The organism is Acinetobacter pittii ATCC 19004 = CIP 70.29 (genome assembly GCF_000369045.1).
Lineage (GTDB): Bacteria > Pseudomonadota > Gammaproteobacteria > Pseudomonadales > Moraxellaceae > Acinetobacter > Acinetobacter pittii.
The window spans coordinates 31,960-45,851 of the sequence record NZ_KB849797.1 but is presented as its reverse complement, the minus strand read 5'-3'; the positions used below and the strand labels follow the sequence as shown (position 1 = coordinate 45,851).

Annotated in this window: 13 protein-coding genes; 11 read left to right on the top strand and 2 right to left on the bottom strand. The window is 40.4% G+C overall.

The genetic code is table 11. From position 1 onward, the window contains the following. The first annotated feature begins 16 nt into the window (after nt 1-16). Nucleotides 17-2,323, top strand: coding sequence for a RelA/SpoT family protein (relA, locus tag F928_RS18910; protein ID WP_002117181.1), 2,307 nt, complete (start codon nt 17-19; stop codon nt 2,321-2,323). A 46-nt stretch (nt 2,324-2,369) separates the two neighbouring features. Here relA and F928_RS18905 read toward each other — a convergent pair whose 3' ends face one another. After that, nucleotides 2,370-3,143, bottom strand: coding sequence for an SDR family oxidoreductase (locus F928_RS18905; protein WP_005079004.1), 774 nt, complete (start codon nt 3,141-3,143; stop codon nt 2,370-2,372). A gap of 112 nt (nt 3,144-3,255) precedes the next feature. Here F928_RS18905 and mazG point away from each other — a divergent pair, with 112 nt between their 5' ends. From mazG to yjgA, 9 genes are all read left to right on the top strand, one after another. Next, nucleotides 3,256-4,062, top strand: a complete 807-nt coding sequence (mazG, locus tag F928_RS18900; protein WP_005079002.1) for a nucleoside triphosphate pyrophosphohydrolase — start codon at nt 3,256-3,258, stop codon at nt 4,060-4,062. Further along, on the top strand, nt 4,031-4,435 hold the full coding sequence (locus F928_RS18895; protein WP_005079001.1) for a ComEA family DNA-binding protein: 405 nt from the start codon (nt 4,031-4,033) through the stop codon (nt 4,433-4,435). Before mazG ends, F928_RS18895 begins: the two co-directional genes overlap by 32 nt. 125 nt (nt 4,436-4,560) lie before the next feature. Further along, nucleotides 4,561-6,024 carry a polynucleotide adenylyltransferase PcnB gene (pcnB, locus tag F928_RS18890; RefSeq protein WP_005079000.1) on the top strand — a complete coding sequence of 488 codons (1,464 nt, stop codon included), beginning with the start codon at nt 4,561-4,563 and terminating at the stop codon, nt 6,022-6,024. Continuing rightward, the gene (folK, locus tag F928_RS18885) at nt 6,021-6,503 is read left to right on the top strand and encodes a 2-amino-4-hydroxy-6-hydroxymethyldihydropteridine diphosphokinase (protein ID WP_005078999.1); all 483 of its coding nucleotides are present in this window, start codon (nt 6,021-6,023) and stop codon (nt 6,501-6,503) included. The genes pcnB and folK overlap by 4 nt, the downstream gene beginning before the upstream one ends. 45 nt (nt 6,504-6,548) lie before the next feature. Then, nucleotides 6,549-7,358 (top strand): 3-methyl-2-oxobutanoate hydroxymethyltransferase, encoded by an 810-nt coding sequence (panB, locus tag F928_RS18880; protein WP_002117298.1) that lies wholly within the window; start codon nt 6,549-6,551, stop codon nt 7,356-7,358. Between the two features lie 3 nt (nt 7,359-7,361). Beyond that, nucleotides 7,362-8,210 (top strand): pantoate--beta-alanine ligase, encoded by an 849-nt coding sequence (panC, locus tag F928_RS18875; RefSeq protein WP_002117191.1) that lies wholly within the window; start codon nt 7,362-7,364, stop codon nt 8,208-8,210. 23 nt (nt 8,211-8,233) lie between these two features. Continuing rightward, complete coding sequence (gene rapZ, locus F928_RS18870; RefSeq protein WP_002117179.1) at nt 8,234-9,085, top strand: RNase adapter RapZ; 852 nt, start codon at nt 8,234-8,236, stop codon at nt 9,083-9,085. After that, nucleotides 9,082-9,351, top strand: a complete 270-nt coding sequence (locus F928_RS18865) for an HPr family phosphocarrier protein (RefSeq protein WP_000567533.1) — start codon at nt 9,082-9,084, stop codon at nt 9,349-9,351. The genes rapZ and F928_RS18865 overlap by 4 nt, the downstream gene beginning before the upstream one ends. Nucleotides 9,352-9,353: 2 nt before the next feature. Then, nucleotides 9,354-9,890 (top strand): ribosome biogenesis factor YjgA, encoded by a 537-nt coding sequence (gene yjgA / locus F928_RS18860; protein ID WP_002117241.1) that lies wholly within the window; start codon nt 9,354-9,356, stop codon nt 9,888-9,890. A gap of 46 nt (nt 9,891-9,936) precedes the next feature. Here the strand turns inward: yjgA and alkK are convergent, their stop codons facing one another. Then, nucleotides 9,937-11,574 (bottom strand): acyl-CoA synthetase, encoded by a 1,638-nt coding sequence (gene alkK, locus F928_RS18855; protein ID WP_002117216.1) that lies wholly within the window; start codon nt 11,572-11,574, stop codon nt 9,937-9,939. Nucleotides 11,575-11,965: 391 nt separating this feature from the next. Between alkK and thrS the strand changes: the two genes are divergently transcribed. Continuing rightward, on the top strand, nt 11,966-13,888 hold the full coding sequence (gene thrS / locus F928_RS18850; protein ID WP_002117224.1) for a threonine--tRNA ligase: 1,923 nt from the start codon (nt 11,966-11,968) through the stop codon (nt 13,886-13,888). Nucleotides 13,889-13,892: the final 4 nt, after the last annotated feature.

The following is a 13,892-nucleotide window of genomic DNA, read 5'->3' as shown; positions in this document are numbered from 1 at the left end:
TATTGAGGAGAATGGTATGGTCACAGTACGTGAACAGTTACCTGAACAACTAACCGAGTTGTCAGAGGAAACGACTGTAGAGCATGCCGCCGAAACGCAAATCGGTTTAGCCTCATGGTTGGATCGGGTGCGTGAAATATTAGATGGGGCGGAGCTTGAACAACTTGAAAAAGTCGCTCATTTAACCCTGCAAAAAGAGTTAGATTCAACGGTTAATCATCGTTCCAATACTTTTGCTACAGGCGTTGGAATGGCCGACATTCTGGCACATCTCCATGTAGATGAAGATACTTTATCAGCAGCAATGCTTTATCGTAGTGTACGTGAAGGCATTACCGATATAGAAGAAGTAAAACAGAAATTCGGGGAGCAAGTTTACAACCTTGTCAAAGGTACTTTGGCAATGGGTAAACTCTCAGAACTTATTGAGAAAAATAAACGGTTAGAAGATCACTTTAATAATAATCAACGAGAACATCTAAGCGGCATTTATAAAATGCTGATTTCGGTGACAGAAGATGTTCGTGTTGTTTTAATTAAACTTGCTGAACGTACTTATTCTTTGCGAGAGCTTGCAAATTCCTCTCGTGAACGCCAAGAACGTGTAGCGCGTGAAATTCTTACTATTTATTCGCCGTTGGCACATCGACTTGGTATTGCTCAGCTTAAATGGGAGCTCGAAGATCTAGCATTTCGCTATTTGGCTCCAGATCGCTATAAAGAGATTGCTTCATTACTCAACGAAAAGCGTTTAGAGCGTGAGCATTATATTCAGTTCGTCATTGACCGTTTGAAAAATGAGTTAGCGTCTTACGGTATTGAAGCTGAAATTACAGGTCGTGCAAAACACATTTATTCGATTTATCGAAAAATGAAGAGCAAAAACCTGAGCTTCGACCAACTTTATGACATTCGTGCTTTGCGTGTGTTGGTCAATAGTGTGCCAGAATGCTATCACTCTTTAGGTATCGTACATCAAATCTGGCGTCATATTCCGCATCAGTTTGATGACTATATTACAAACCCGAAAGCCAATGGTTATCGTTCTTTGCATACGGCTGTAATTGCTGAAAACAAATCTCTTGAAGTGCAAATTCGTACTCACGAGATGCATGATGAAGCAGAGTTAGGCGTATGTTCACACTTTAACTATAAAGAAGGTTCAAAGAATACCGACCATTCTTTTAACCATCGTTTGCATTCATTACGTGCCGTTTTAGAACATTATCAAGAGCGTAATGAAACGACGGTACATCAAAACGAAGATGAAACAGAAGGCTTTGAACAGTTACAAGACTTTGAAGGCTTTGAGAAGATTTATGTTTTCAGTCGTGATGGTGATATTAAGGAATTGCCGCGTGGCTCAACAGTTTTAGATTTTGCCTATCATGTGCATACAGAAGTAGGGAATAAGTGTTATGCAGCGCGGGTCAACCAGCGTTATGTGCCACTGACCTATACTTTAAAAACGGGTGAGCAGGTTGAAATTTTAACTAAAAAAGATCGTGAACCAAACCGTGACTGGTTGGTGAACTCTCTGGGTTATATCAAAACCTCTCGTGCACGTGACAAGTTGCGTCATTGGTTTAGACAACAAGACCGTAGTAAGAATCTTGAAGTAGGCCGAGAACTGCTTAATAAAGAGTTGGCTCGTCTTGCGATTCACCCAAAAAGTATCGACCTAAACGATTATTCATCACATTTTAATGTGAAGACCGGCGACGACATTTTGGTGAATTTGGTCAGTGGCGATATTAGCTTACATGCCCTGATTAATCAGGTGAACCGCCAAATGCATCTAGATCAGGATGAGCCTGAACTAGTACTTAAACCAACGTTAAATCCGCGTGCTAGCCATACGCTATCAGCACATGGCATTTTAATTGATGGTTTAGATAATGTAGAGCTGCACATCGCTCAGTGCTGTCAGCCGGTACATGGTGAATCAATCGCTGGATATATTACTTTGAACCGTGGTGTCAGCATCCATAAAGTCATTTGTTCTGACTATCAGCGGATGATTAAGCAAGAGCCAGAGCGTGCTGTTGAAGCTGATTGGGAAATGCAGCCAACACGGGGTCAAAGCGTTCAGATTGTGGTGGAAGCTTATGATCGTCGTGGTCTTCTTAAAGACTTAACTCAAGTGATTTTCTCTGACCAAATCAATATTCGTCAGGTTAATACAATTTCTGAGGCAGATGGTATTGCTAATATGAAGTTGCTCATTGAGGTTAAAGGTTTAGCGCAGCTTTCTCGTTTATTGGCTCGCCTAGAGCAGCAACCTGGAATCATTAGTGCGCGACGCATGATTCAAGGCGTTTAATAAATTAAGTAAAAAGGCTGTCAAATGACAGCCTTTTTATTGCAAATTACTTTCTAGATAAATAAATATTGGTGAGTCGATTTAGAAACTGAGGGCTCAACGTTGATAGTTGATAAAGTAGTTTGGTTTTTATACCCACTGGAGTGTGAGTAGGCGTCCAAAAATGAGCCTTTTTCTCTACAAGCGTAAGCACCTGCTGAGCAATATCATTTGGGGTTAAATCTATCCCCATATTTTGAATTGTACCTGCATCCATATTGTTAACCATTGCAGTTTGCACAAATAGCGGCATCACATCTAAGACACGAATACCATATTTTTTCCATTCCACATCTAAACCCTCAGTAATTCCGCGAACTGCAAATTTACTAGCAGAATAAGAAATCAAATCAGCTTGACCATAAATTGCAGAAGCTGAAGAGAGGTTGATAACACGTGCAAAAGACGCTTGCTTTAAATAGGATAGAGCAGCGTGACAGCCATTGATTACACCGTTTACATTAATATTTATTGTTCTTTGGTGAGCTTTAATATCAGTCGTTTCAAACGCGCCAGAATATAAAATACCTGCATTATTTACCAAAATATTAAGTTCACCAGCCCATTCGGTAAATTCTTTTAATATGTGTTGCCACTGGCTGTAATCACTTACATCTAGATAGCCGGCACGGGCATTTGGCCCTAAGTCATTTGCTAGTTCCTGAGCAAGCGATTCATTAATATCATAAATGCCTACTTTATATCCTTGTTTGTAGAATACGCGTGCAATTTCAGCCCCAATACCTTGAGCGGCACCACTAATCAGAATACTGTATCTCATCTTTTTTCTCTTTGTCAGTACAATAGTGCGACTGATTTAATCGCTTTGATTTTGATCATAACAAATTAAAATCTTAGTTTGACTGACCGACTTTTTAAACTTGAGGGTTACCATGGATAAATTGCTTAAAATCATGCAAGAGTTACGTGAAAAATGTCCGTGGGATCAACAACAAACCCCAATGTCACTGACTAAATATGCGATTGAAGAAGCATATGAAGTCGAGGCGGCCATCCGCCATGGCGATATTAATGAAATTAGAAATGAACTAGGCGATTTGTTATTACAAGTTGTGTTTCAATCACAAATGTTTAGTGAGCAAGGCGCTTTTAACTTTCAAGATGTTGTTGAGGCAATAAGTGAAAAGTTAATACGCCGCCATCCACATGTTTTTCAGGCAGATCAATTTAATAATTTAAGCCCAGAACAAGTAAGTGAGCTTTGGAAACAAATTAAACAACAAGAAAAACAAGGCAAGCCGCAATCAAGATTAGATGAAATAAAGCATGGGCCAGCCCTGTTGCAAGCACAAGAAATTCAAGCAAATGTAGCTAAGGTTGGGTTTGATTTCGAAACGGTAGAAGATGCTTATGAAAAACTAGAAGAAGAGTTGGATGAGTTTAAGCAAGCCCTAAAAAATCAAAATATTGATGAAATTCAAGACGAATTTGGAGATTGCCTGTTTTCATTAGTCAATGTTGGACGTAAACTTGCGGTTTCAAGTGAAACATCACTTTTATCGACAATACATAAATTTAGAAGCCGTTTTGCTTTTATTGAAGATCAAGCGCAAAAACAGCAAAGAACATTAGAGGACATGACCTTGTCTGAAATGGATGAATTGTGGAATCAGGCAAAGCGGCAGTTAAAGTTAGGGGAAAAAACACATGCAGCTCAGCATGAATCTTTGGAAGAATAAGCACAATATTTTCATTATTTTATTTTGGAGCCTGATCTCATCAACGTCAGTTCAGGCTCAATCTTTTGATCAAAATTTTAAGGAGTGGAAGGCTAAACAGCAGAGGTATGATCAGAAGTTGAGCATGCAGCACTCCTCTCATTCTAACAGTCCAAAAAGTTCAGTTATGACTGATTTGTCAGGGCAAATACACTTGAATCAAGCCAATATTGATGAGCTCCAAAAGCTAAAAGGTATTGGTGAGAAAAAGGCTCAGGCAATTGTGGAATACCGTCAAAAGAATGGTGGCTTTAAAAATATTGATGAATTTAAAAACGTAAAGGGCATTGGTCCAGCCATTTTTGAAAAGAATAAAATGCGTTTGACTTTATAAATCATCTGTCTGTCAATTATCATTTCATGTGCAAACTACAGAGAATCAAATTGCCCTTTGTGTGCGTTAGAGCTATGATTAGCGACAACTTGTTATTTACGTCCTGACGTAGGAGACAGCGTCTTTTGCAAACCTTGCGAGCGTCAAAATGTGGTTTGTCCACAGCCCAACTTCCTTCTTCGATTTTAGATGTGATCGATAGCCTGACTAAAGCTGGCTATGAAGCTTATATTGTTGGGGGTGGTGTCCGTGATTTAATGCTAGGGCTTAATCCTAAAGATTTCGATGCAGTCACTAATGCAACACCTTCCCAGATTAAAGAAGTTTTTGGTCGACGTTGTCGAATCATTGGCCGTCGATTTGAATTAGCACATGTCTATTCAGGGCGTGAGCTTATTGAAGTTGCAACTTTCCGTGCTCCTCCAAAAAAAGCAGTCACTAGTGCTTCAGGCATGATTTTACGTGACAATAACTGGGGAACCATCGAACAAGACTTTGCTCGCCGTGACTTTTCAATCAATACGCTATATTACCAACCGCGTAAGAGTATTGTGCTTGATTTCTGCAAAGCAATTGACGATGTAAAAAATAAAGCTCTACGTTTATTGGGCGATCCGGCACAGCGCTTCGAAGAAGACCCTGTGCGTATGCTGCGGACTTTACGTTTTGCAGCGAAGTTAAATTTTAAAATTGATTCAGATATTCTCGATATATTTGATGCAGAGATGACGCAACTATTGCGTGACGTCTCTCCGCATCGTTTATATGATGAATCGCAGAAGCTTTTTACAATGGGACATTTGGCGCGTGTTTTGCCAATGTTGATTGAGTTTGGTGTTTGGAAACAACTCTTTGCCGATATTCAGCCTAACCTCACTCCATTTATTTTAAGAGCAGCAAAGAATACAGATCAGCGTATTCAAGTGGGTAAAACAATTAACCCTGCATTTTTCTATGCAGTCTTATTGTGGCAACCATTTTTAGAGCGTTGTGAATTTTATTTATCTAAAGGTGTGGTACCAGCTGAAGCACGTGCACAAGCTGGTTTAGATGTCTTAAAACGTCAGGCAACCCGCACTGTGATTCCTCGTTTTGCAGAAACTTTTATTCGTGAAGTTTGGGAAATGCAGACCCGTTTGCTTAATCCGAAACCACAGCAAATTGAAGCATTGGCTGGACATGCGCGTTTCCGTGCAGGTTTTGACTTCTTGTTACTTCGTGAAAAGTCAGGTGATGACACAACACAGGGAATGGGAAGCTGGTGGGAAGCGTACCAAGAAATGTCGAATGACGAAAAAGAAGCTGCAATTAGCCAGTACAATCGTCTGAAAGCTAGAAACCGTCGTAAAGCCGTTGCTGAACCTGTTGAAAACAATAAAGTTGAGACGGAAATCGAACCTTTGGTTGATATTCCTGAACCACGCAGCCGTCGTGGGAAAAAAGAACGTGCTCGACAAGAACAATCGATGGGTCGTTTCGTTGAAAAAGCCTCTGCTTCAGAAGCTGGAGTGATGAGCGACCATCCGATTTTGAAGCGTAAGCGTGTACAACGCGATTTAAGCCAAGTTATTTTTGGGCCAACGCAATGACAACGAAGACGTATATTGGTTTAGGAAGTAATTTGGGTGATTCACGCCAAATCTTATCTGAAGCCATTGCTAAGCTTAAAACTTTAGGTGGAGTGAAAGTTTCTAAACTTTATCAAAGTCCACCTATGGGGCCTCAAGATCAACCAAATTATTTAAATGCAGTTGCAGAGCTAAATACCGATCTCACGCCTTTAGATTTGTTAGACCAGTTACAACGATTTGAGCAAGAAGCTGGTCGTGTACGCCTTCGTCGTTGGGGAGAGCGTACCTTAGATCTGGATTTGCTTATATATGGTGATAAAAAAATTCAAAATGAGCGCTTAACTGTGCCACACATTGGAATTCTAGAGCGAGATTTCGTTGTAATTCCTTTATTAGATTTAGACGCTGATTTACATATTAACGATCAGCCACTTAAAAATTTAGAACTCATACAGCAGCCCACGCTGACTGTACTTGCTGATGAGTCTTGGGCTTAGAGCCTGACTTATTACGTTCTGCAAACTCCTGTAGAGGATACCATCATGATTAGTCTAAGTGACTTAAGAAAATTTAAAGCCGAAGGACGTAAGTTCTCTTGTCTAACTTGTTACGATGCGAGTATGGCAAAAGCAATGGAACTTGCTGAAATTGATACAATCTTAATTGGTGATTCTCTTGGAATGGCAATTCAAGGTCGTGACTCAACTTTACCTGTAACTGTTGAGGACATGGCTTATCATACGGCGGCGGTGCGTCGCGGTAACCAGCATGCTTTGATTATGACTGACTTACCATTTATGAGTTATGCCACCTTAAATGATGCTTTGCAAAACGCAAGAACAGTTATGCAAGCTGGTGCTCAGATGATCAAAATCGAAGGTGGCGCGTGGCTAAGTGAAACTGTACAAGTGTTAACACGTAATGGTGTACCTGTATGTGTACATTTAGGTTTAACTCCTCAATCTGTACACGTATTTGGTGGTTACAAATTACAAGCTAAAACACGTGAAGCAGCTGATCAACTTATTGCTGACTGTACGGCAGTGGTTGAAGCAGGTGCGGCAGTTCTATTGCTTGAATGTGTTCCTGCTCAGTTGGGACAAGAAATTGCTGAACTATTTCCAAATACACCTGTGATTGGTATTGGTGCGGGTAATGCGACTGATGGTCAGGTACTTGTAGTACAGGACATGCTTGGTTTAACTTTTGGTCGAGTTGCGCGTTTTGTCCGTAACTTTATGAAAGAACAATCTGGAGAAACAGCAATCCTAGACGCTTTTAAAGCTTTTCATGCTGCCGTGCAGGATCAGTCATTTCCAGCCAAAGAACATACTTTCCACGTTGAGCTGTAATTCATGAAAACAGAAACCACCATACAAGGTCTTGCAGCTTCTTTAAATCCTGCTAGAGCTGCGCGTAAAATTATTGGTTTTGTCCCAACCATGGGAAATCTACATGAAGGACATCTCACACTTGTTCGTGAAGCGAAAAAGTTATGTGATGTTGTGGTTGTTAGTATCTTCGTAAATCCAACTCAATTTGGACCGGGTGAAGATTTTGATAACTATCCTCGTACTTTAGAACAAGATAGTCGTCTATTAGCCGATGTTGGTTGTGACATTATTTTTGCACCATCAGTTGAGCAAATGTACGGTACTCAGCCACGTTTAACCAATATAAGTGTTAGCCAAATTACTGATGCTTTATGTGGTAGCTCGCGTCCAGGTCATTTTGATGGCGTAGCTTTGGTGGTCACCAAACTCTTTAATATTGTGCAACCTAACTATGCTTTCTTTGGTCAAAAAGATTACCAACAGTTAGCAGTGATTCGCCAGTTTGTACAAGATTTAAATATCCCGCTAGAAGTAATTGGTGTGCCAATTGTTCGTGCAGCAGATGGCTTAGCTCTTAGTTCAAGAAATGGTTATTTAAGTCCAGAGCAACGTCAGGTCGCTCCGGTTATTTATCAAAGTTTAAAGCAAGCTGAGCAGCAGTTACATCAAGGCAAAGATCTACAACAAGTTTTAGAAGATATCAAAACTCAGTTGACAGATAATGGGTTTGTTGTGGATTATGTCGAAGCTCGTCAGTCAAATCTGTTACCTGCTACTCAGTTTGATCGTGATATTGTGTTGTTCATCGCGGCAAAATTGGGTGCAACTCGTTTGATTGATAACTTAGAAGTTGCCTTTACACCCCAATAAACAGATCAAAGGACAGCCATGCCATGAAGCGTATACTTATCGTGACAGGACAGTCTGGTTCAGGAAAATCTTCGGCTCTCCAAGTGTTAGAAGATTTGGGCTATTACTGTATTGATAATTTGCCTTTGGCATTGCTGCCCGAAATTGTGGCAAAGCTAGATCATGAAAATAATCTAGAGCAGTTGGCATTAGGTGTGGATGTTCGAAGCACTCGTGCAGATATGCAAGAGTTCGATCATGTTTTTGAGCAACTACAAAAACATGGCACAGTTGATGTGATTTATCTGACTACGCAAGATCAGGATTTGATCGCACGTTTTAGTGCATCACGTCGTCCGCATCCATTAGCCAATCGTTTTAAAAGTCTGTTGCAATGTATTCATGAAGAAAAGCAGTTACTGCTGCCAATTCAGTTCCGCGCTACGGTTCATATTGATACAACGGATAAAAGTGTTCATGATTTAAAGCATATTTTACTGTCTAAATTGGGGCAGTCAGATAAGCTCATCGTGATATTGCAGTCATTTGGATATAAACATGGCATTCCTTTAGATGCTGATTATGTTTTTGATGTACGGCATTTACCAAATCCGCATTGGGATTTAGAATTGAGACGTTTTTCTGGTTTGGATGAGCCAGTAAGACTATTTTTAGAAGCAAGTCCGCAAGCAAACGAAATGTTTGATGATATCCTTCACTTCTTAAAAAAATGGCTTCCAGCATTTGCTGAAGGACATCGTCACTATATGACGATTTCTATTGGTTGTACGGGTGGTCAACATCGTTCCGTTTATATCGTAGATAGACTAAAACAAGCACTTGAGGCAGAATGGTCTGTTCAGGTCTTACACAGAGAAATGAAGCACTGGTCATGATAGACACAACTGTTGATGTAATTAATAAACTCGGTTTACATGCTCGTGCATCAGGAAAACTGATAGAGGTCACTACAAAATTTCGTTCGTCGATCCAAATTGGAAAAGGCGATCATTTAGTAGATGCAAAAAATATTATGTCTTTGCTGATGTTAGGTGCAGGTAAAGGGACTACTTTACGATTGGTCATTGATGGTACCGACGAAGAGCAGGCATTAAATGAAGTACAGGCGTTATTCGCCGCAAAATTTTATGAGGCAGATTAATCGTGGCACGTCGTCCCCAACGTTATACTGAAGAAGATTTTGGCTCTTTAGAAGGACGTGCAAGTAAAACAGAACAGAAAAAAGCAGTTCAACGTATGGCTGCTTTAGGTGAGCAATTAGCACAACTTTCTGTTAAACAGATTCAAAAACTCCCAGTTGATGAACGTTTAATTGATGCGTTAATGGAAGTACAGAACATTAGTTCTTTTGAAGCTCGTCGTCGTCAGTTTCAACGTATTGGTAAATTATTGCGTAATGAAGATGAGACCGTTATTTTGTCTTATTTAACTCCGCAGCAAGGCGCAAAAAAACAGGCTCAATTGATGCGTTGGGTTGATCGTATGATCGAACAAGGTGACCCTGCAATTAATGAATTTAGTAAAATTTATAATGCTTCGGAACGGCACACCTTGCGTCAGCATGTGTTGAGAATCAACCGTGATAAGAGTCAACAAGTGAGTGAGGCAGAGCTTGAGGCATCAAAAGGTAAATTTGTAAACTATGTACAGCAAATTGCTTTATTGTCTGATCAAGGCTAAATGCTTTTCCATAAAAAAGCGACGCTCAAGGCGTCGCTTTTTTTATTTATACATTTTCAGCCCGTTCTCTTGCCCATTCACGCAAGATAAATTTCTGTAATTTACCTGTCGATGTTTTCGGAATTTCTGTAATAACCACATCTTTAGGCACTTTAAAGCGCGCTAATTCTTTTTGGCAGTGTGCAATAATTTCTTCAGGTGTTGCTGTAGCGCCCATCTTTAATTCAATAAACGCGCATGGTACTTCTTGCCAACGTGCATCGGGTTTAGCGACTACAGCAGCGGTTAATACAGCAGGGTGTTTATACAAAACATCTTCTACTTCTAAAGATGAAATGTTTTCTCCACCTGAAATAATGATGTCCTTCGAACGATCAGTAATTTTTGCATAACCATCTGGGTGGCAAACGGCTAGGTCGCCCGTGTGAAACCATCCGCCAGCAAAGGCTTCTTGAGTTGCTTTAGGGTTCTTTAAATAGCCTTTCATGACAATATTGCCACGGAACATGATTTCTCCCATGGTTTGACCATCATTAGGCACAGGTTCCATAGTCTCGGGGTCTAACACACGCATACTGTCTTGTAACGGGTAGGGTACGCCTTGACGGGAATGAAGTTGGGCTTGTTCAGCAATTGATAGTTCATTCCATCCAGATTGCGAAGCACATAGGGCAGAAGGCCCATAAGTTTCTGTTAAGCCATATACATGGTTTACGTTAATCCCCATGTTTCGCATCCCTTCAATAATGGCAACAGGGGGAGCTGCCCCAGCAACCATGACTTCAACATGGTGAGCAAAGCTGGTTTGTTTTTCTTTAGGTAAGTTAAGAATCATTGAAAGAACAATAGGCGCACCACAGAAATAATCAACTTTATGGGCTGCAATCAATTGCATGACTAATTCGGGATCGACTTTGCGTAAACAGATATTGGTTCCACCACTTGCTGCTATGCTCCATGCAAAACACCAGCCATTACAATGAAAGAGGGGGAGTGTCCATAAATACACAGCACGCGGTTTCATTCCACAAGCCAAGATATTGCTTGCAGCATTAAGATAAGCCCCGCGATGATGATAGACCACACCTTTAGGATTACCTGTAGTTCCAGATGTGTAATTTAAGCTAATCGCATCCCATTCATCTTCTGGTAAATGCCAAGAGAAGTTAATGTCGCCTTGAGCGATCCATTCTTCATATTCAAAGGAACCCAAAAACTGATTTTCACCTTCGTATTCCGTATCAGCTACATCAATCACAACAATGTGCTGATTCGGAATAAGTGAGAGGGCTTCTCTTGCCAAATTCACAAATTCAGGATCAACCAACAGCACTTTACTTTCTGCATGTTCCAACATGAAAGCGATTGTTTTTGCATCTAAACGTGTATTGAGGGTATTAAGTACCGCACCCGCCATAGGAACTGCAAAATGTGCTTCAATCATGGCTGGAATATTTGGCAATAAGACAGATACCGTATCATTTTTCTCAATTCCCAGTTGCTTGAGCTGAGATGCAAATTGGCAACAACGTTGGTAAGTTTCTTTCCATGAAATTTGGCGCTTACCATGAATAATTGAAGCTTGATCTGGGTAAATATAAGCCGCACGCTCTAGGTAGCGTAGAGGTGATAACGCAACAAAGTTTGCGGGTGTGCGTGGTAACTCATCATAAGCACTAACCATGTGAAACAACTCCGTGTTCTATTTTTAATTCATTCTTTGAACATATGATGTAATATCAATCAAAGCATCTATGCTTTAGTCTTAAAGGCGATACCCTCCAGTCAAAAAATGAGCAGAAATGCTATTTTCTTCATCTTAAACCACTTGTGTTAAACATGTTTAAAAATCATCTCAATATATTTTTAAGTCATTTATTGCTGTTTACGCGATAAGCAAAATGTATTTATGATTTTATGGACTCAAAGGTTTTCACATTGCTTGAACAAGTGTAAAATCTTTCAGGTTTTTTAACTTTGATTTACACCGTTTTTATATTTTGAGGTTCGCCTCGATCATAATCTCGCGGTGAAATGCTCCTTCGTATAGGGCATCACTCCTTAAGGATTTTTTTATGCCAATTATCACATTGCCAAATGGCGATCAAAAGAGTTTTGATCACGCTGTATCTGTTATGGAAGTTGCCCAAAGTATTGGGCCTGGTCTAGCAAAAAATACTGTTGCTGGCCGTGTAAATGATCGCTTAGTTGATGCATGTGACTTAATTACCGAAGATTCGACCTTACAAATTATCACTCCAAAAGATGAGGAAGGTCTTGAAATTATTCGCCATTCTTGTGCACACCTTGTAGGGCATGCTGTTAAACAGCTTTTCCCGGAAGCCAAGATGGTGATTGGTCCAGTCATTGAAGAAGGTTTTTACTACGACATCTGGATGCCACGTCCTTTTACCTTGGATGATATGGCAGCTATCGAAGAGCGTATGAAAAAGCTCATCGATCAAGATTACGATGTCGTTAAAAAAATGACACCGCGTGATGAAGTTATTGCTGAATTTACTGCGCGTGGCGAAGAATATAAATTACGCTTGATTGCAGACATGCCTGAAGAAACACAAATGGGCTTGTACTACCATCAAGATTATTTGGATATGTGTCGTGGTCCACACGTACCGAATACCAAATTCTTAAAATCGTTCAAGCTCACTAAAATCTCTGGTGCATACTGGCGTGGTGATGCGAAGAACGAACAGCTTCAACGTATTTATGGTACAGCTTGGGCAGACAAAAAACAGCTCGCTGCATACATCAAACGTATCGAAGAAGCTGAAAAGCGTGACCATCGTAAAATTGGTAAAGCTTTAGACTTGTTCCATATGCAAGAAGAAGCACCGGGTATGGTGTTCTGGCATCCAAATGGCTGGACTATTTACCAAGTACTTGAACAATACATGCGTAAAGTTCAGCAAGACAACGGTTACCTTGAGATTAAAACACCACAAATTGTAGATTTTACACTGTGGGAAAAATCAGGTCATGCGGCGAACTATGCTGACAACATGTTTACGACTCATTCTGAAAATCGTAACTATGCCGTTAAGCCAATGAACTGCCCATGTCACGTGCAAGTGTTCAACCAAGGTTTGAAGTCTTACCGTGATTTACCGATTCGTTTAGCAGAGTTTGGTTCTTGTCATCGTAACGAACCATCAGGTTCTTTACACGGCATTATGCGTGTACGTGGCTTTACACAAGATGACGCGCACATCTTCTGTACTAAAGAACAGATCGGTCAAGAAGTTGCTGACTTTATTAAGCTGACTTTAGAAGTTTATAAAGATTTTGGTTTTGAAGAAGTGCAAATGAAACTTTCTACACGTCCAGAAAAACGTGTGGGTGATGATGCACTTTGGGATATGGCTGAAAAATCTTTAGCAGATGCTTTAGATGCAGCGGGTCTTGAATGGGAATTACAACCTGGTGAAGGCGCGTTCTACGGTCCGAAAATTGAATTCTCATTGAAAGACTGTCTCGGACGTGTATGGCAGTGTGGTACTATTCAGTGTGACTTCAACTTGCCAGAACGCTTAGATGCGTCTTATGTGACTGAAGACAATGATCGTGATCAGCCTGTGATGTTGCATCGTGCAATTCTTGGCAGTTTTGAGCGTTTTATTGGTATACTAATTGAACACTACGCTGGTTTCATGCCACCTTGGTTGTCGCCGTTACAAGCATGTGTCATGAATATTACGGACTCTCAAGCTGAAGCTTGTGAGAAAGTCGTAGCAAAACTCAAAGAAAATGGCCTTCGTGCTATTTCTGACTTGAGAAATGAAAAAATCGGATTTAAGATTCGTGAGCGTACTCTAGAGCGTATTCCTTACCTATTAGTTCTTGGTGATCGAGAAGTTGAAGAAGGTACAGTGAATGTGCGTACCCGCTCAGGAAAAAATTTAGGTACTATGTCAGTAGATGCATTCATTGACTTAGTGAAGTCTGCCGTCGCCGAACGTGGCCGGTATATTGTGGAGTAAGAAA